At 72.1% G+C, this 17,835-nt stretch carries 14 protein-coding genes and 1 pseudogene; 8 read left to right on the top strand and 7 right to left on the bottom strand.

Going from position 1 to position 17,835, the window contains the following annotated elements:
- Nucleotides 1-162: 162 nt before the first annotated feature.
- The 5 genes from poxB to glp form a co-directional block, all read right to left on the bottom strand.
- The gene (gene poxB / locus MTQ12_RS09330) at nucleotides 163-1,878 is read right to left on the bottom strand and encodes a ubiquinone-dependent pyruvate dehydrogenase (RefSeq protein WP_247618378.1); all 1,716 of its coding nucleotides are present in this window, start codon (nucleotides 1,876-1,878) and stop codon (nucleotides 163-165) included.
- A gap of 291 nt (nucleotides 1,879-2,169) precedes the next feature.
- Complete coding sequence (locus tag MTQ12_RS09325) at nucleotides 2,170-3,315, bottom strand: ThiF family adenylyltransferase (RefSeq protein ID WP_247618377.1); 1,146 nt, start codon at nucleotides 3,313-3,315, stop codon at nucleotides 2,170-2,172.
- On the bottom strand, nucleotides 3,312-3,836 hold the full coding sequence (locus MTQ12_RS09320) for a molybdenum cofactor biosynthesis protein MoaE (RefSeq protein WP_247618376.1): 525 nt from the start codon (nucleotides 3,834-3,836) through the stop codon (nucleotides 3,312-3,314). Before MTQ12_RS09320 ends, MTQ12_RS09325 begins: the two co-directional genes overlap by 4 nt.
- Nucleotides 3,833-4,366, bottom strand: a complete 534-nt coding sequence (locus MTQ12_RS09315) for a MogA/MoaB family molybdenum cofactor biosynthesis protein (RefSeq protein ID WP_247618375.1) — start codon at nucleotides 4,364-4,366, stop codon at nucleotides 3,833-3,835. The genes MTQ12_RS09320 and MTQ12_RS09315 overlap by 4 nt, the downstream gene beginning before the upstream one ends.
- 45 nt (nucleotides 4,367-4,411) lie before the next feature.
- Nucleotides 4,412-5,656 carry a gephyrin-like molybdotransferase Glp gene (glp, locus tag MTQ12_RS09310; protein WP_247618374.1) on the bottom strand — a complete coding sequence of 415 codons (1,245 nt, stop codon included), beginning with the start codon at nucleotides 5,654-5,656 and terminating at the stop codon, nucleotides 4,412-4,414.
- A 170-nt stretch (nucleotides 5,657-5,826) separates the two neighbouring features.
- On the opposite strand from glp, the gene moaA reads away from it, so the two are divergent.
- Genes moaA through MTQ12_RS09290 form a run of 4 tightly spaced genes read left to right on the top strand, consistent with a single transcriptional unit; the run spans nucleotide 5,827 to nucleotide 9,529 of the window.
- Entirely contained in the window at nucleotides 5,827-6,957 is a 1,131-nt protein-coding gene (gene moaA / locus MTQ12_RS09305) for a GTP 3',8-cyclase MoaA (protein WP_247618373.1), read from the top strand.
- A gap of 1 nt (nucleotide 6,958) precedes the next feature.
- Nucleotides 6,959-7,249 carry a MoaD/ThiS family protein gene (locus MTQ12_RS09300; protein ID WP_247618372.1) on the top strand — a complete coding sequence of 97 codons (291 nt, stop codon included), beginning with the start codon at nucleotides 6,959-6,961 and terminating at the stop codon, nucleotides 7,247-7,249.
- A 22-nt stretch (nucleotides 7,250-7,271) separates the two neighbouring features.
- Nucleotides 7,272-8,213 carry an NTP transferase domain-containing protein gene (locus MTQ12_RS09295; protein WP_247618371.1) on the top strand — a complete coding sequence of 314 codons (942 nt, stop codon included), beginning with the start codon at nucleotides 7,272-7,274 and terminating at the stop codon, nucleotides 8,211-8,213.
- Nucleotides 8,210-9,529, top strand: coding sequence for a molybdopterin molybdotransferase MoeA (locus MTQ12_RS09290; protein ID WP_247618370.1), 1,320 nt, complete (start codon nucleotides 8,210-8,212; stop codon nucleotides 9,527-9,529). The genes MTQ12_RS09295 and MTQ12_RS09290 overlap by 4 nt, the downstream gene beginning before the upstream one ends.
- A 63-nt stretch (nucleotides 9,530-9,592) precedes the next feature.
- On the opposite strand, the gene MTQ12_RS09285 is transcribed toward MTQ12_RS09290, so the two are convergent.
- Nucleotides 9,593-11,143 (bottom strand): acetolactate synthase large subunit, encoded by a 1,551-nt coding sequence (locus MTQ12_RS09285; RefSeq protein WP_247618369.1) that lies wholly within the window; start codon nucleotides 11,141-11,143, stop codon nucleotides 9,593-9,595.
- Nucleotides 11,144-11,414: 271 nt separating this feature from the next.
- On the opposite strand from MTQ12_RS09285, the gene MTQ12_RS09280 reads away from it, so the two are divergent.
- The 3 genes from MTQ12_RS09280 (at nucleotide 11,415) to MTQ12_RS09270 (ending at nucleotide 17,130) form a co-directional block, all read left to right on the top strand.
- Nucleotides 11,415-12,740 (top strand): TIGR00366 family protein, encoded by a 1,326-nt coding sequence (locus MTQ12_RS09280; protein ID WP_247618498.1) that lies wholly within the window; start codon nucleotides 11,415-11,417, stop codon nucleotides 12,738-12,740.
- Nucleotides 12,741-12,822: 82 nt separating this feature from the next.
- Nucleotides 12,823-13,524 carry a type II toxin-antitoxin system antitoxin SocA domain-containing protein gene (locus tag MTQ12_RS09275; protein ID WP_247618368.1) on the top strand — a complete coding sequence of 234 codons (702 nt, stop codon included), beginning with the start codon at nucleotides 12,823-12,825 and terminating at the stop codon, nucleotides 13,522-13,524.
- A 45-nt stretch (nucleotides 13,525-13,569) separates the two neighbouring features.
- Nucleotides 13,570-17,130, top strand: coding sequence for a DEAD/DEAH box helicase (locus MTQ12_RS09270; protein ID WP_247618367.1), 3,561 nt, complete (start codon nucleotides 13,570-13,572; stop codon nucleotides 17,128-17,130).
- Between the two features lie 26 nt (nucleotides 17,131-17,156).
- On the opposite strand, the gene MTQ12_RS09265 is transcribed toward MTQ12_RS09270, so the two are convergent.
- Nucleotides 17,157-17,747 carry a PucR family transcriptional regulator gene (locus MTQ12_RS09265; protein WP_137318384.1) on the bottom strand — a complete coding sequence of 197 codons (591 nt, stop codon included), beginning with the start codon at nucleotides 17,745-17,747 and terminating at the stop codon, nucleotides 17,157-17,159.
- Between MTQ12_RS09265 and MTQ12_RS09260 the strand changes: the two are divergent.
- A pseudogene (locus MTQ12_RS09260) lies at nucleotides 17,725-17,835 on the top strand (IS5/IS1182 family transposase); the annotation flags it as partial. The gene MTQ12_RS09265 and the pseudogene MTQ12_RS09260 overlap by 23 nt on opposite strands.

Raw genomic sequence — 17,835 nt, 5'->3', positions numbered from 1 at the left:
AGTATCCGCACTGGGGTGCCCCGGGAACCAACAGACCGCACAGGATCGCACCGGGAACCGGCAGACCGCACTGGGGTGCACCGGGAACCAGCAGACCGCACTGGGGTGCACCGGGAGCGCCGGCTTCCAGTACCCCAGCGGCAGAGAGCCGGGCACGCGCCCTCAGAACAGCTGGCGGAGGTTCGCCTTGGCGAGGTCGATGAGCTCGTCGCCGCGGCCGCTCATCACGGTGCGGATCGCGTAGAGCGCGAAGCCCTTGGCCTGCTCCGCCGTCACGCTCGGCGGCATCGACAGCTCCTGCTGCTCGGTGACGACGTCGAGCAGGGCGGGTCCGTCGTGGGCGAGGAACTCCTCCACGGCTGCCGGCAGGTCCTGCGCCGATTCGACGCGGATCCCTCGGATCCCGACCGCCTCGGCGACGCGGGCGAAGTCCGGGTTCTTCAGGTCCGTGCCGAAGTTGACGTAGCCGGCGGCCTTCATCTCGAGCTCGACGAAGTTGAGCGAGGAGTTGTTGTACACCACGGTCTTCACCGGCAGCTCGTTCTGGGTCAGGGTGATGAGCTCGCCGAGGAGCATCGCGAGTCCCCCGTCGCCGGCGAGCGCGATGACCTGCCGGTCCCGGTCGGTGGCCTGGACGCCGATGGCCTGCGACACCGCGTTCGCCATCGACCCGTGGGTGAACGACCCGATGAGCCGGCGGCGCCCGTTCATCGTGAGGTAGCGGGCCGCCCACATCACCGGGGAGCCGACGTCGGGGAGGAACACCGCATCGTCTGCGGCCGCCTCGTCGATGAGCCGGGTGAGGTACTGCGGGTGGATAGTGCGCTTGGTCGGCCCGGCGAGCTCGTCGAGCTTCTTCCGGGTCCTCGCGTAGTGCTTGGTCATCGTGTCGAGGTGCTTGCTGCTCGTCTTGGCCGTGAGCCGGGGCAGCAGGGCCTCGATGGTCTCGGAGACCCCGCCGACGAGCGGGATGTCGACCGGGGTGCGCCGCCCGATCTGCTCCCCGCGGATGTCGACCTGCACGACCGTGGCGTCGCCCGGATAGAACTGCGGGTAGGGCAGGTCGGAGCCGAGGACCAGCAGCGTCTCCGCCTCCATCATCGCGCGGTAGCCCGAGGCGAAGCCGAGCAGCCCGGTCATCCCGACGTCGAAGTGGTTGTCGTACTCGACGTGCTCCTTGCCGCGCAGGGCGTGGACGATCGGCGCCTGCAGGGTCTCCGCGATCGCCAGCAGCTCTGCGTGCGCCCCGGCGGTGCCGGCTCCGGCGAGGATCGTCACGCGCGAGCACGTGTTGAGCGCCTCGGCGGCGAAGTCGAGCTGCGACTCGGCAGGGATGACGCGGGAGGGGTGGGCGGTGATCTCCTCGGGTTCGGCGTCGAGCTGCGCCTGCAGGACGTCCCCGGAGACCACGAGCACGGCGACACCGCGCTTCTCGAGCGCCTCGCGCATGGCGATGCGCAGCAGCCGGGGCATCTGGTCGGCCCGGGTGACGTGCTCGACGTAGACGCTGCACTCGCGGAACAGGTCCTGCGGGTGGGTCTCCTGGAAGTACCCGGTGCCGATCTCGGAGCTCGGGATGTGCGCGGCGATCGCGAGGACCGGCACGCGCGAGCGCTGGGCGTCGAACAGGCCGTTGATGAGGTGGAGGTTGCCCGGCCCGCAGCTGCCCGCGCATACCGCGAGCCCGCCGGTCATCGCCGCCTCGGCCGAGGCGGCGAAGGCGGCCGCCTCCTCGTGCCTGACGTGGACCCAGCCGAGGCGGGGGTGGGTGCGCAGGGCATCGGTGAAGGCGTTGAGGGAGTCCCCGGGGAGGCCGTAGACGCGTTCCACGCCGCTCTCGGACAGGGTTTCGACGATGTTCTCGGACACGGTGGCCATGATGCGATCCTTCCGTGCACCGCGGAGGCGGCTGACCGCCGGGCGGTGCGGTGTCGGGTGTGATGCTGCGTGATCGAGTCTATGCCCGGTGGGCGGCGCCGGATCCAGCCGCCGGGGCCCGTGGGGTGCGGTGCGCGCGAGGTCCGGGGCGGTGTTCGGGCGTCGAACCAGTGCGGTTACTTCTCGGTATCCGCACTGGAGCGACCGTGGAAAGCGCGCCACCGCACTGAGGTGACCCCGGATCCTGCTGACCGCACTGAGGTGGCCTCGGACTCAGGAGTCGATCCGCAGTCAGGGGTCGATCCGCAGTCCGGGTTCGATTCGGCGCGCCCAGGCCTCGATGCCGCCGGCGACGTCGTGAACGACGTACCCGCGGGCACTGAGCGCGGCGGCCGCGCGCGCGGACCGGGCACCGGAGCGGCAGTGGACGAACACCTCGGCCCCGCTGGGCGTCGGCAGGTCCTCCCCGGCGAGGATCCGGTCGAGCGGCACGAGGCGCGCGCCGGGGATCGCGGCCGCCGCGTGCTCCGCCGGTTCGCGCACGTCGAGGAGCGCGAAGTCGCGGGCCCCGGCATCCCGCTCCCCGAGTGCTGCGGCGAGCTGCTCGACGGTGACGAGGGAGCGGATCCCGGCGCCGACCTCGGCCGCGGCGGCGGGCCGGTGGACGTCGGGGTTCGCGGCGAGCGGCACGGGCTCCCAGGTGCCGGTGCGCATGTCGTGGACGAGGACGGTGCCGATGAGCGGTGTGCCGTACCCGAGGACGAGCTTGATCACCTCGGCTGCCATCGCGACGCCGAGAGCGCCGGGCACCACGCCGAGCACGCCGCCCTCCGCGCAGGACGGCACGCTGCCCGGCGCGGGGACGTCGGGGTAGAGGTCCCGGTAGACGGGGCCGCGCCGGGCGTCGAACACGCTGAGCTGCCCGCCCGCGCCGAGCACCGCGCCCCACACATGCGGGATCCCGAGGACGGTGCAGGCGTCGGATACGAGGTAGCGGGTCTCGAAGTTGTCGGAGCCGTCGAGCACGATGTCGTAGCCGTCCAGCACGTCGAGCACGGTGTCCCGGCTCAGGCGCTCACGGTGGGTGGCGACGGTGATCTCGGGGTTGAGAGCGGTGAGCGCACGGGCGGCGGAGTCGACCTTGGGCCGGCCGATGTCGGCGGTGCGGTGGATGATCTGCCGGTGGAGGTTGCTCAGGTCGACGGTGTCGTCGTCGACGATGCCGAGCGTGCCGATCCCCGCGCCGGCGAGGTAGAGGGCCGCCGGGGCACCGAGGCCGCCCGCCCCGATGCACAGGACGCGGGCGACCCTCAGGCGCTCCTGGCCCTCGGGCCCGACGCCGGGGACGGTGATCTGCCGGTCGTAGCGCCCGGGGCCGGCTGCTGGGCCGGGGCCCGGGTGCTCGTGCGGACCGGCCGCTGACCCGGGGCCGGTCATGCGAGGCCGACCCACGAGTGGTCGCCGCCGGCGTAGTCCTGGCGCTTCCAGATCGGCACCTCGGCCTTGATCGCGTCGACGAGGGCGGCGCAGCACGCGAAGGCCTCCGCCCGGTGCGCCGAGGCCACGGCGACGACGAGCGCGTCCTCGCCGACGTGCAGCGGACCAATCCGGTGTGCGGCGTCGACGCGCACCCCGGGATGCTCCGTAGCGACACGGGCGACGACCTCGGCGATGATCGCTGCGGCGTCCGGATGGGCTGTGTAGTCGAGGGCGACGACGTCGGTGCGGCCCTCGTCGTGGTTGCGGATGACACCGGAGAACACGACGGCGGCACCCGTCTCCACTGTCGTCACCGCAGCTTGCGCCGCACGCGGGTCGAGGGGATCGGTGGTGATGCGGGCGGCGACGTACGGGGCCGGGGTGTTCTCACCGGGCCTCGCGGTCGCCTCGGGCGGGGCCGGGTCGGACGCCGACGGGTCGGCAGGGTGCGCACATGGCTGGGTCGGATGCTCGGTCATGCCCGGTTCCCGTGATCGCGGATGTCCTCGATCTGGGCCTGGATGTGGGGCAGGAGCGGGTCGAGCACCGCGATCCCGTCGCGCACGCCGCCGGAGGACCCGGGCAGGGTGACGATGAATGTCCGATCCCGTACACCTGCGACTCCGCGACTGACGACGGCTGTGGGCGTGTGAGCGAGCCCCGCACCCCACAGGGCGTGCATGATGCCCGGCACGGGGTATTCGAAGAACGGTTCGGTGAGCTGCGGTGTCCGGTCGTCGGGGTTGAGTCCGGTGCCGCCGCTGGTGATGACGATGCGCGGCCGCTCTGTCGGCGGGCACTCTTCGAGGAGGGCGCGGAGCGCTTGGGCCACGGGTTCCCCGTCGGCGACGACGAGCGGTGCCGGGCAGTCGTAGCCGCGTCCGGTCAGCCAGTCGACGAGGAGCGGGCCGGTCCGGTCCTCCGCCTGCCCCGCGGCGGCGGACGTCGAGGCGACGACGACGGCCGCCGAGCGTCCCGCCCCGAAGCGCGGATCAGTCGAGGTGTGCACCCGTACTCCTGTTCGATGTGCTCATGATCCCCATCGTAGGCGCCATCACAGGTCGACGACCTCGACCGCGGTGCCGGCGGGCAGCGGCTCGGGACCGGGCGGGACGAGGACGAGCACCTCGGCGCGGGCGGCCTCGGCGAGCAGGTGGGAGCTCGTGCCGGGCAGCACGTCGACGCGGTCCGGCGCCGCGGGCACGCGGATGCCGCGGCGGATCTGCGTCTTGGCCGCGAGCGGGGTCACCGCGGTCTCCAGCCGGGCCTGCCGGGTGGTCGACCCGGTGGTGCCCCACACCTCGGCGAGGGCGGGTCCGAGGAGCAGCACGGCGCTCACCCAGGTGCTCACCGGGTTGCCGGGCAGGCACACGATCGGAATGCCGCCGCGCAGCACGCCGAGGCCCTGCGGCCCGCCCGGCTGCATGGCGACGGACCCGAACCGCACGGCCGGCTCCGCGGCGAGCGCGCTGCGCACCACCTCGAACCGGCCGGCGCTGATCCCGCCGGAGGTGACGACGAGATCGGGGTCGTGGGCGGCGATGTCGGCGTGCAGGGAGTCGGCGAAGTCGTCCGGTGAGTCCGCGACGAGGCGGGTGGCGCAGACCTCCGCGCCGCACCCGGTGAGGACGGCGTGGAGCAGCGCGGTGTTCGCGTCGTAGATCCGACCGGCGGGCAGCGGCTGCCCGGGCGGGACGACCTCGTCACCGCCGGTGCACACGAGGACCCGCGGCCGGGCGCGGACAGCGACCTCGGTGCGGCCCAGAGCGGCGAGCACGCCGAGCGCGGCAGCGCCCAGCCGGGTGCCGGCGGTGAGCACGGTGTCCCCGGCGGCGACGTCGCTGCCGGCCGGGCGGACGAACCGGCCGGGAGCCGAGGCGGGCAGTCCGACCTCCGTGACGTCGAAGCGGGCGTCGTCGGTGTCCTCGACGGGTACGACGGTGTCCGCCCCGGATGGCACCGGGGCGCCGGTCATGATCGGCACGGCAGTGCCGGCGGCCAGCGGCGCGGGGACGTGGCCTGCGGCGATGGTCGCGGCGACCGGGAGGCGGCCCGGGGTGTGGGCGGAGGCGGCGGCGAACCCGTCCATCTGGGAGTTGTCGAAGGGCGGCAGGGCGATGCTTGCGACCGCGTCCCGGGCCAGGCTGCGGTGCAGGGCGGCCGTGAGCGGCACTGTCTCCGTGCGCGGGGTGCGGGCGGCGAGCGCGGCGCGGACTGCCTCGCAGTGGGCGGTGAGACCGCGCGGGGAGTCCCAGGCGTCGTTCGGATCGTGTGCACTCTCCGGGGGCGTCTGCTGCATGCCGTCCAGACTAGTGGTGATGGCGAACGGGACGAGGTCCTCGGACGACACACCGGGTCCGCACGCTGGCGGCGGGGGATGCCGGCGGGAGCTCGGATGCCGGCGGTCGCCTCGGTGCCAAGGCCCGAGGCCCCCTGCGCTTCCGCCTCGCCCTCTGTAGACTCGCTGACATGTCGGTACGACTGGGAACCCCGCGCCTGCGCGAGCAGGCCAGCCTCCCCGAGCAGGCCGCGCGCACGGTCAGCGCGGAGCTCGCCCGGCGCGCCGGAGCCGCCCCGGAATCCGGTCCGCTGCGCGACAGCTTCGGGCGCTCGGGCGAGGACCTGCGGATCTCGCTCACCGACAAGTGCAATCTGCGTTGCACGTACTGCATGCCGGCCGAGGGCATGCAGTGGATGCCGCAGTCCGCCCTCCTCTCCCCCGAGGAGATCGTCCGGCTCGTGACGATCGGCGTCCGCGACCTCGGCGTCCGCGAGCTGCGCCTCACCGGCGGGGAACCGCTCATCCGCCGCGATCTCGAGGACATCATCGGGCTCGTCCACGCCCGCCACCCCGCGCTCCCGGTGTCGATCACGACGAACGGGATCGGCCTGGCCGAACGCGCGGCAGGCCTCGCCGCCGCCGGGCTGCGCCGCATCAACGTCTCGCTCGACACGATCGACGCGGAGACCTACCGGCAGCTCGCCCGCCGCGACCGCCTGCAGCAGGTCCTCGACGGGATCTCCGCGGCCGTCGCCGCCGGCCTCACCCCGGTGAAGATCAACGCCGTCCTCATGCGCGGGGTCAACGACGGCCAGGCCGGCGACCTCCTCGACTTCGCGCTCGCCCACGACCTCGAGCTCCGCTTCATCGAGCAGATGCCGCTCGACGGCGACCACGGGTGGACGCGGGAGGCGATGGTCACCGCCGCCGAGGTGCGCGCCGCCCTGGCCGCCCGGTACCGACTCGAACCCGACGAGGAGCCGCGCGGCGGCGCTCCGGCCGAACGGTTCGTCGTGCGCGCACCGGACGGCGAGCGGCTGGGCCGGGTGGGGATCATCGCCTCGGTCACGGAGCCGTTCTGCGGGGCGTGCACCCGCACCCGGATCACCGCGGAGGGCACCATCCGCTCCTGCCTGTTCTCGCACGAGGAGTTCGATCTGCGCTCCCTGCTGCGCGCAGGCCGGACGGATGCGGAGATCGGCCGCGCCTGGCGGCAGGCGATGTGGCTCAAGCCCCGCGCCCACGGCATGGACCACGCCGGCCTCGACAGCGAGGACTACGTCCAGCCCGAGCGCTCGATGAGCGAGATCGGGGGCTGAGATGACTGCTGAGATGATCACCGTCCGCTACTTCGCCGCGGCCCGTGCGGCCGCCGCCTGCACGCAGGAGGAGCTCGCTCTCGAGGAGCTGCCCGCTGCCGTGCCGCTCGACCGGGACTCGTTCGTCCGCGTGCTCGCCGAGCGCCATCCCACCCCGCCGGACGGTGAGCCGGCGCTCGCCGATGTCCTCGCCCAGAGCAGCCTGCTCGTCGGCGGGGTCGCGATGCGCCCGGGCCACACCGTGGGCGCCGGCGACACCGTGGATGTGCTCCCGCCGTTCTCCGGCGGGTGAGGCCGCGGTGGGAGGAGCCGCTATGGCCGCGCTGGTGCTGGCCGGGGGCCGGTCGCGCCGACTGGGCGGGATACCGAAATACCACCTGCGGGTGGGGGGTCCGGCTGCGGCCGCCTTCGGACCGGCGACGGCGCTGCCGACATCGACGACGCTGCTCGGAGTGACGATCGCGGCTCTGCTCGACGCCGGGGTAGAAGCCCGGCGGATCGTCGTCGTGGGCCCCGCGGACGTGCTCGCCGGTTCCGGGTGCGAGGACTCTGGAATCCGCGTCGTCCGCGAGGACCCGCCGTTCGCAGGGCCGGTCGCCGGGATCGCCGCCGGCGTCGAGGCGCTCACCGGGGACGCGGCGCGGGCCGAGGATGCTGCGCCCGCCGGTCTCGTGCTCACTCTCGCCTGCGACATGCCGGGCGTGGGGGCGGGCATCCGTGCGCTCATGGACGCGGCGAGCGCGGGCGAGGACAGCTCTGTGCACGCTGACAGCGGCGAGGGCAGCCGCCTGCGGGGCGGGGCCTCGTCCTCGCCGGGCGGCACCCGTTCCTCCCCGACCGGCGCCCTTTCTTCGCGGGACGACGCCCACTCGCCCGACGCCTGGGTGGGGGTGAGTCGTGGCGCCGCGGACGGCGGCGACGATCAGGTGCAGCACCTCCTCGCCCTCCATCGCGTTGGACCGCTCCGCGCGGCCCTGGCCGCTCAGGACACCGCCGGCATGTCCGTCCGCCGGCTCCTCTCCGGACTCGAGATCGCCCGTATCGACCTGCCGGCCGGGAGCGCCGACGACGTCGACACCTGGGACGATGCCCGGCGGTTCGGACTGGACGCTCCCCCGGCACACGGGGAGGATGCGGTTCCCCACTCGTCGGCCGAGAGCTGTGCCTCTGCAGGGCACCGCGCTCCCGCAGTGCAGCGAATCTCCGCAGAGCCCCAGGACGCCGTCGGGGAACCGGCCGGGGAGGAACGCCGATGACCGCCGCTCCGCGCTGGGACGAGGCGATGCGCCTGGCCGCCGGGATCGCTCCGCTCATGCCCGCCGCCGACCGGCCGCTCGCCGACTGCGCGGGCGCCGTGCTCGCCCATGATGTCCATGCCCCGATGCAGATCCCGCACTTCGACTCCTCGGCGATGGACGGCTTCGCTGTCGCCGGCCCCCCACCGTGGGTCCTCGAGGACGGGTGCCCCGCGCTCGCCGGGTCGGCCGGCGCGACGCTCCTGCCGGGCCGGGCTCGGCGCGTGTTCACCGGATCCCCGGTGCCCCCGGGCGCCTCGGTCATCATCCGCCGGGAGTACGCCCAGGTGAACGGCGTCGATGCGGCGGAGGACGGGACAGTGCGTGCCCGCCTCGACCTCGCGCCCGGCAGCCCGGTCTCCGAGCTCGAGCCCGGTCGGCACATCCGCCGCGCGGGCCGGGAATCGGCCGCCGGGGAGGTGCTCGTGCCCGGCGGCACCGTGCTCTCGCCGGCCCACATCGCCTACGCGGCGGTCGCCGGCCTCGACGTCCTGCCGGTGCGCTGCCGTCCGCGGGTCGCGCTCATCCAGACCGGGGACGAGGTGCGCGCCGCCGGGCTGCCGGCGGTCGGCGAGGTGCGCGATGCCTTCGGCCCCCAGCTGCCGGCCTACCTCCACCTGCTCGGTGCGGATGTCGTTTCGCAGGTGCGGATCGGCGACGATCCGGCGGAGACGCGGCGCGCCCTCGAATCGGCGCTCGGCGGACCGGGCGCGGGAGTCGACGACGACGCAGATGCCGAGGAAGCCGCACCGGCCGCGGACCTCGTGCTCACCACCGGCGGCACCGGCCGCTCGGCGGCAGATCATGTGCGACGCGTCGTCGAGGACCTGGCCCAGGAGGTCGTGTTCGAGGAACTCGACATGCGTCCGGGCCACCCGACGATGTGCACCCGGCTGCCCGGGGCTGCGATCTGGCACGTCGGTCTGCCCGGCAATCCGCTCGCCGCGATGGTGGCGATGCGTGTCGTCGTCGAGCCGTTCCTCCGTGCTGCCCTCGGTCTGCCACCGGCTCCCGTGGCCCAGGTGCAGCTGGCCGCAGGGGCACCGGCGGCGACGGTCGAGCGCCTGACCCCGGCCCGCCGGATCACCGCAGGGGCGGGGGCAGCGGAGGCGCGCACCGACGGTGCGGAGCAGCAGTGGAAGCTGTGCGACCGGACCGGGTCGAACATGCTCCGCGGGCTGTCGCAGGCCGACGGCCTCGTCGTCCTGCCGACCCGGGCGGTGGAGCCCGGCCGGCAGGTCGACTGCCTCGAACTGCCGTGGACGGCGCGGAGCTGATCCGAGTTCGCGCCGGGCGGCCGCTCGCACTCCCGCTCGACTCGGTCATGCCCCGCTGTCAGGTCAGAGGACGACCTCGATGAGGTGAGGTCCGTCGGCGGCGAGTGCGCCGTCGAAGGTGCGGGCGAGGTCCTCGATCGACTCCACGCGCGTGGCCGGCACACCCATGCTCTGCGAGAGCGCGACGAAGTCGATGACCGGGTCGTGGAGGTCGAGCAGCGAGCTCGCCTTGACGCCGAAGTCGTGGACGCCGACGTTGTGCATCTCGTCGCGGAGGATCTGGTACTTCCGGTTGGCGAAGACGACCGTGACGATGTCGAGGCCTTCGCGCGCCATCGTCCACAGGGCCTGCGGCATGTACATCGCCGAGCCGTCGGACTCGAGCGCGATGACCTTGCGGTCCGGGCAGGCGACGGCCGCGCCCAGCGACACCGGCAGGGACCAGCCGATGGCACCGCCGGTGGGCGAGAAGTAGTCGTGCGGACGCGAACCGGTGGTCTGCCGGTAGAAGTCCCGGCCGGTGGTGATCGACTCGTCGAGGACGATGCCGTTCTCCGGGATCGCCTGGCCCAGCCAGGCGGCGAGCTTCTCGAGGGTGATGGAGCCCGACGGCAGCCCGGGCAGATCTAGCTCGACGGCCGGGGCCGGCGCCGGGGCGTCGCCGATGACCGCGGAGCGGAGCGCCTCGAGCGCGGCGAGGGAGTCGGATTCCGGCTTGGCCACCTGGTGGAAGGTGGTGCCCGGGGCGGTGAGGACGCTCGCCTTGTCCGGGTAGGCGAAGAACGCGACCGGCGGCTGGGTGTCGATGAGGATGATCGCGTCGAAGTCCATGAGCAGCGCCTGCGCCGGCTCGACGGGGTAGGGGATGCGGATGGCTGCGTGCCGCCCGGCCCCGCGCTCGGTGCGCGGGGAGAAGGTGTCGACGAGCAGCGTGGCCCCGGTCGCCTCGGCGATCCGCGCAGCCACGGCGAACCGGTCTGCCCGGGCGGAGCGACCGCCGAACAGGAATGCGGTGCGCTTCCCGTTCTCCTTGAGCGTCCGCGCGGCGGCGTCGATGACGCCGGGCTGCTGCTCGACCTCCGGCAGGCGCACGGCGGTGGGAGGAGAGGTGTAGCGGTCCGCCTCGTTCCAGGCGGTGTCCGCCGGCAGGATGAGCGAGGCGATGCGGCCGGACAGGCTCGCGCCGATCGCGTCCGCGGCGTCCTGGGCGATGGTGTTCGGCGACGGCGAGGTGCGGACCCAGTCGCTGAACGGGCGGGCGGTGCCCTCGATGTCCGAGGTCAGCGGCGCGTTGAGCTCACGGTGGTAGGTGGCGTGGTCGCCGATGATGTTGACCATCGGAGTGCGGGCGCGGCGGGCGTTGTGGATGCTCGACAGGCCGTTGGCCATGCCGGGGCCGAGGTGGAGCAGGGTGGCGGCGGGCCGGTCGGTCATCCGGCCGTAGCCGTCGGCCGCGCCGGTGACGGCGCCCTCGAACAGGCCCAGGATCCCGCGGACCCCGGGGTTGCGGTCGAGCGCTGCGACGAAGTGCATCTCCGAGGTCCCAGGGTTGGCGAAGCACACCTCCACCCCGTTGTGCTCGAGCGTCTGCAGCAGGCTTTCGGCTCCGTTCACGGATGCCTCCTCACGTCGTTGTGGCGAACTGTCCTCGATCTGCCCCCACTCTATGCCGGGGAACGGACACGGGGCATGCCTGCATCCATTAGGGTGGACGCCGAAACCGGAAACCCCGGCATGACTGCACTCTTCAAGGACGAAGGACGCACCGATGAGCGACTCGCAGCATTCCCCCGACTCCGCCCGACCCGCCGGCACCGCGGGCACCGCCGACCCGAACCGCCGAGGCCCGGATGACACCGGCGGCGGCAACCGCAGCGGCGGCCTCATGCGCCCGTTCAACAACTTCCTCGAACGCTGGGTCCCGTCCGCGCTCGTCTTCGCGATCATCCTCACCCTCGTCGTCGCGCTCCTCGCCTTCCTCCTCACCGATTCCGGACCCGTCGACGTCATCACCGGCTGGGGCGAGGGGCTGGCCGGGCTGCTCGCGTTCATGACGCAGATGTCGCTCATCCTGCTCTTCGGCCACATGCTCGCGAACACCGGACCGGTGCGGAAGCTGCTCGTCGCGCTGGCCCGCGTGCCGCGCTCAGCGGTCTTCGCCTACGTCTTCGTGTTCGTCATCGCGTCCCTCGCGAGTCTCATCACCTGGGGTCTCGGGCTCGTCGTCGGCGCGCTGCTCGCCCGCGAGATCGCGGTGCAGGCCCGGACCCGCGGGCTGCGCGTGCACTTCCCGCTCCTCGTCGCCGCCGGATACTCCGGCATGGTCGTCTGGCACATGGGCTACTCGGGGTCCGGCCCGCTCACCGCGGCCACCGAGGACTCCTTCCTCGCCGAGTCGCTCGGCGGGCAGCTGATCCCGGTCTCGGAGACGATCTTCTCCACCTGGAACATGCTCGCCGCTCTCGCCGTCATCGTGGTGTGCGGCGCCCTGTTCGCACTCATCGCGCCCAAGAAGGACGCGCCGGTCGTCGGTCTGCCGGAGCACGTGGGCTCCGAGGAGTTCGACCCCGCCGAGGAGGAGGTCGTCACCCCGGCGGACCGGATCGACAACTCCCGGATCCTCACCCTGGTGGTGGGCCTGGCGCTCGTCGCCTACCTCGCAGTCCACTTCGCCCAGGGCGGCTCGCTCACCCTCGACATCGTCAACTGGTCGTTCCTCGCCCTCATCCTCCTGCTCGTCCGCAACCCGTTCGAGATCATCCACCTGACCAAGCAGGCGGCGGCGAACGTCGGCGAGATCCTCCTCCAGTTCCCGCTCTACGCCGGGATCCTCGGCATCATGACCGCCTCCGGTCTCATCGAGGTGTTCTCCACCGCGCTCGTGCAGATCGCGAACCCGACGACCTTCGGCATGCTCGCCTTCTTCGCCGCCGGCCTCGTCAACTTCTTCGTCCCCTCCGGCGGCGGCCAGTTCGCCGTGCAGGGGCCGATCATGCTCGACGCCGCGGCCCAGCTCCAGGTCGATCCCGCGATCGCGATCATGGCGGTGTCCTACGGCGACCAGTGGACGAACATGATCCAGCCGTTCTGGGCGCTCCCGGTCCTCGCGATCGCCGGCCTCAAGATGCGCGACATCATCGGCTACACCACGGTGACGCTGCTGGGCTCCGGCGTGGTCCTCACGGCGGCGCTCCTGCTCGTGTCGCTCTGACCCGCGGCGTCTCGCGCGACCGGGTCCGCTGAATTCCGGAGGACCGCTGAGGCCCGTTCCGCGCTGCGGTACGCTCGGCGGCGTGTCCATCACCACTGCCCCGGCCGTCCTCGCCCACATCAAGTCCGTGCACCCGGGCATCGACAAGACGAGAGCGGTCCTCCTCGTCCACTACGCCCAGGCATGGGCTCTGGCCTGGCGCGGGGAACCCCTGTTCGACGAGCCGGTCGAGGCCTGGGAGCACGGTCCCGCCGTGCCCGCCGCGCACCATGCCTTCTCCACCACCCTGCCGCGGAGGATCAGGCTCACCGGGCCGGATGCCGAGGACCGGCGGCGCGAGATCGAGGCCGTCGTCGCCCATTACGGCGACATGACGGCCAGCGCGCTCGTCGCGCTCGCGAAATCCGAGTCCCCGTGGGCCGAGGCGGCGGCCGCCGGGGTGCCGGCGTTCGCCTCGGGTCCGGAGATCCCCCTCGCCGCGATCCGCGACTTCCACGCCGCGCGCATCACCGATGCCGATTCGCCGCAGCGACCCGGGCCCGAGGCGGCCGCAGCCGAGGAGGAGAAGCGCCGGGCCCGCGCCCTGCGGGAGCAGCTCACCGCGCGATTCGAGACCGGGCTGCCGCTGCGTCCCTCCTCTCCCGGTGCCCCCGGCGCATCTGGTGCTTCCGATCCCCATGGCTCGTTCGCTGCCCGCAGCACGTCGGCGGCCCCCGCCCCACCTGAGCCGCCCGGTGGATCCGATGCGCACAGCTCGGTTATCCACAGGCCTGACCAGGGATGATGCAATCCGGCTGTCCGTGTCCGCGGCTCGTGCAACGATGAGAGCGTGAACTCGCCCCCCGTCCCTCCCCACGTGCATCCGGCCGACATCGTCGCGCTCTTCGGCACGGACACCGCCGCGCGGGGCAAGGAGTACTCGCTCCAGAATCGGGTGGAGGACGCGGACTGGGGCCCGGAGGAGGACACGGTCGTCGGGTCCGTGCACGGGAACTCCGACCTGCCGTACGAGGTCCTCATCCACCTGCGCGAGATCGACCGCGACCGCCGCATCACCCACTACCGCCCGGTCGCCTCGCGCTGCACCTGCCCGGTCGGCATCGCCTGCAAGCACGGTGCGGCGCTGCTGTACACGCTCTCGCAGATCGCGCTGCAGATGGCGGCGTCGGCGATCTCGGTGCCGGTCGGCCCGAAGGTGCCGGAGTGGAAGACCGTCCTCGAGCGGTTCCACTACTCCGCCGTCGAACAGGCTCCCGTCCTGCCGCTCGGGATCGGTTTCGACTTCCTCGTCGACGAGCCCCAGTCCTGGTACGCCCCGCGGGAGCTGCGCCAGGCCACGCTCGCCGACTACCAGGACGGGTCCCGCCTGCTGCTCGTCATGCGCCCGCTCACCAAGGGCAAGCGGGGCACGTGGATCAAGGGCAGCCTGCAATGGCGCACGCTCGGCCAGCCGATGGTGCAGAAGAACTACGACGCCCAGCAGGCCGACCTCATGGCGCAGTTCCACACGCAATTCACCGCCCGCAGCATCGGCTTCGACACCGGCGGTCGGGACATCCGGCTCAAGAGCTTCTCGAGCACGTTCCTGTGGCACCTGTTCTCGCGGGCACAGGAGCTCGGGATCGAGTTCGTCGGCCAGGGCATCGTCGGCCAGGTGCGCATCGGCGAGCGCGCGACGGTGACGCTCACCCTCGCTAAGCACTCAGGCGACCTCCACGTCGTGCCCACGGTCGCCGTCGACGGTCGCACGGTCCCGGTCACCGACACGCACCCCCCGCTGCCGGTCGGCAACGTCGGCTTCGCGCTCACCTCCCTCGACACCTCGGGCCGCCTGCCGCGCGTCGACATCGCACTCGCCCCGACGGACAAGCCCCTCGCCCCGCCCGTCCGGGAGCTGTTCGGACGCCAGGATCCGCTCGTCGTGCCGCCGGAGGACATCGCGGAGTTCTATGAGCAGACCGTCCCCGTCGTCCGCTCGGTGATCCCCATCGACGCCGCCGACGACTCGATCGAGGTGCCCCGCTACCGGCCGCCCCAGCTCCACCTCCACGCCGAGTTCGAGGCCGGCGACCGGGTGGTCCTCAGCTGGGACTGGGAGTACCACGACCCCGACCGCACCCTCGATCTCATCGACTTCTACGAGTTCAGCTCCCGCGGTGCGCGCACCGGTCGCCGCGACCGGGAGTTCGAGGCCGCGACCCTGCGCCAGGTGCGGGAGGTCTGGCCGGATGCCGCGCGCTGGAGCTCGACCGAGCTCACCGGCATCGACACCGCGCAGTTCAGCGAGCAGATCCTGCCCCGCATCGAGGAGCTCGAGACCGTCCGCGTCGAGGTCTCCGGCGACCGGCCGGACTACACCGAGCTCACCGGCGCCCCGCACGTGCGGATCACCACTGCGGAATCCACGCGCACGGACTGGTTCGACCTCGGCATCCTCGTCACCATCGACGGCAAGCAGATCCCTTTCGGTCGGTTGTTCGAGGCGCTCGCCAGCGGCGCGAAGACGCTGCTGCTGCCCGACGGCTCCTTCTTCTCCCTCGACCGGCCGGAGTTCGACCCTCTGCGCGAGGTGCTCGCCCAGGCCGACGCCCTGCCGGAATGGGATCCGGAGCAGCCGCGCATCACCCGCTACCAGGCGGGTCTGTACGCGGAGTTCGAGGACATCGCCGACGAGGTCGATGCGGCGATGGCGTGGCGGGATGCCGTCACCGGCCTCATGGACGTGGACACCGTGCCCGAGGTGCCCGTCCCCGCCGCCGTCCACGCCGAGCTCCGGGCCTACCAGGTGACCGGATTCCGCTGGCTCGCGTTCCTCCACCGGCATCGCCTGGGCGGGATCCTCGCCGACGACATGGGCCTGGGCAAGACCCTGCAGACCCTCGCCTTCATCGCCCACGCTCGCGGATTCGGCGGCGACGCGCACCTGAGCGCCCTGCCGGCCGGAGGATCGGACGGGGGCTCGGCCGGGGGATCGGACGGAGCAGAGCTCCTCGCCAGGTCCGCTGACGCATCCCACGAGCCGGACGACGACGCGCTCTCCGGGGAGATCGTCCTCCCCGGCGGGCGGCAGGCAGGCGCGTCGGGCGGGACAGCGCTGGACGGGTCGGCGCTGAGCGAGACCGCACTGAGCGGGGAACTCGTCGGCGATGCACCGTTCCTCGTCGTCGCGCCCACCTCGGTGGTGTCGACGTGGAAGGCGGAGGCGGAACGGTTCGTCCCCGACCTCGATGTCCGGGTGCTCCGCGCGACGTCGAAGAAGCGGAAGACGACGATCGCGCAGGAGGTCGGCGGCGCGGACCTCGTCATCACTTCGTACGCGATCCTGCGGATCGACGGACAGGAGTTCGCCGAGCTGCCGTGGGCGGGCCTGATCCTCGACGAGGCGCAGTTCGTCAAGAACCGATCCTCGCGGGTGCACCAGGCGGCGAAGAACGTCCCGGCGCCGTTCCGGCTCGCGATCACCGGCACCCCGATGGAGAACTCGCTGGCGGACCTGTGGTCGCTGCTCGCGATCGCCGCCCCCGGTCTGTTCCCGTCCTTCGCGCGCTTCAACGCGGAGTACATCAAACCGATCGATTCCGGCAATGCGCCCGGGCGGATGGTGCAGCTGCGCAAGCGGATCCGGCCGTTCATGCTGCGCCGGACCAAGGAGCTCGTCGCCTCCGATCTGCCGGAGAAGCAGGAGCACACCACCGTCGTCGAGCTCGCCCCCAAGCATCGGAAGCTCTACGACACCGTGCTCCAGCGCGAGCGCAAGAAGCTCCTCGGCCTCATCAAGGACATGGACCGCAACCGCTTCATCGTGTTCCGCTCGCTCACGCTGCTGCGCATGCTCGCGCTCGACCCGGCGATCGTCGATGCCGAGGAGTACGGCGACATCCCCTCGAGCAAGCTCGACGGCCTGCTCGACAGCCTCGGCGAGGTCGTAGCGGAGGGCCACCGGGTCATCGTGTTCAGCCAGTTCACCTCGTTCCTCGCCCGCGTCGCGGCGCGCCTCGACGAAGCCGGGATCGACCACGCCTACCTCGACGGCGCGACCCGGGACCGCGACGGAGCGATCTCCGGCTTCAAGGAGGGATCAGCGCCGGTGTTCCTCATCAGTCTCAAGGCCGGCGGCTTCGGGCTCACCCTCACCGAGGCCGACTACGTGTTCCTCCTCGACCCCTGGTGGAATCCGGCCGCGGAGGCCCAGGCAATCGACCGCACGCACCGGATCGGACAAACGAAGAACGTCATGGTGTACCGGATGGTCTCGGAGAACACCATCGAGGAGAAGGTGCTCGCCCTGCAGCGCAAGAAGGCCGAGCTCTTCACCGCGCTCATGGACAACGGTTCGGCCTTCAGCGAGGCGCTCACCGCCGACGACGTCCGCGACCTGCTCGACGGGTGAGGCCGGGCGGGTCGTGCGGGGCATGGTCACCGGGTCGGTGACGTCCCCGCCCCGAGGGCCAGGACGATGTCGGCGATGGTCAGCGGGTCGGTGAGCGGCGTACCGAGAATCGGCTCGAGCTTGTTCAAGCGATACCGCACGGTGTTCTCGTGCACCATGAGCCGAGCCGCGGCCCGTGGAACATGCGCGCCCTCCTCGATGTAGGCGACGAGAGTCTCCCACGCCGCTGGATCCGCGGCGAGTCGATCCCGGAAGCGGGAGATCACCGAGTGGTCGTACTGGGTGTTGAGTCGGGCCGCCGCCCATTGATGCGGCTTGAGTTCGTCGACGCGGACGATACGGATACCGCTGCCATCGGCTGCCGCGATGCTGCGAGCGACATCCGCCGACCGCAACAGCTCGGGAATCCGGCTCAGCACCACGAACGGCTCGGACACACCGATCTCGGCACTGCCCCCATCGACGATGAATCGCTCCGCTGCGGTATCTGCCGGGACCAGCACGGTGTACTCGGTGCGCAGGCGGGAACGGCCTGTCTCGACCACTAGGGCGTGTCTGACAATGATGTGGTTCGCTGGCTGAGAGCCTGGGAGCATGTCGAGATTCCAACTGCTCACGGATGCTCAATGGTCGCTGATCGCTGACTTGCTGCCTGCTCCGACCGGCCGCAGGGGCCGGCCCTTCGCTGATGCCCGCCAGATGGTC

The organism is Brevibacterium sp. R8603A2 (assembly GCF_023072605.1).
Classification (GTDB): Bacteria; Actinomycetota; Actinomycetes; order Actinomycetales; family Brevibacteriaceae; genus Brevibacterium; species Brevibacterium pityocampae.
This window is presented reverse-complemented; position numbering and strand designations above follow the sequence as displayed.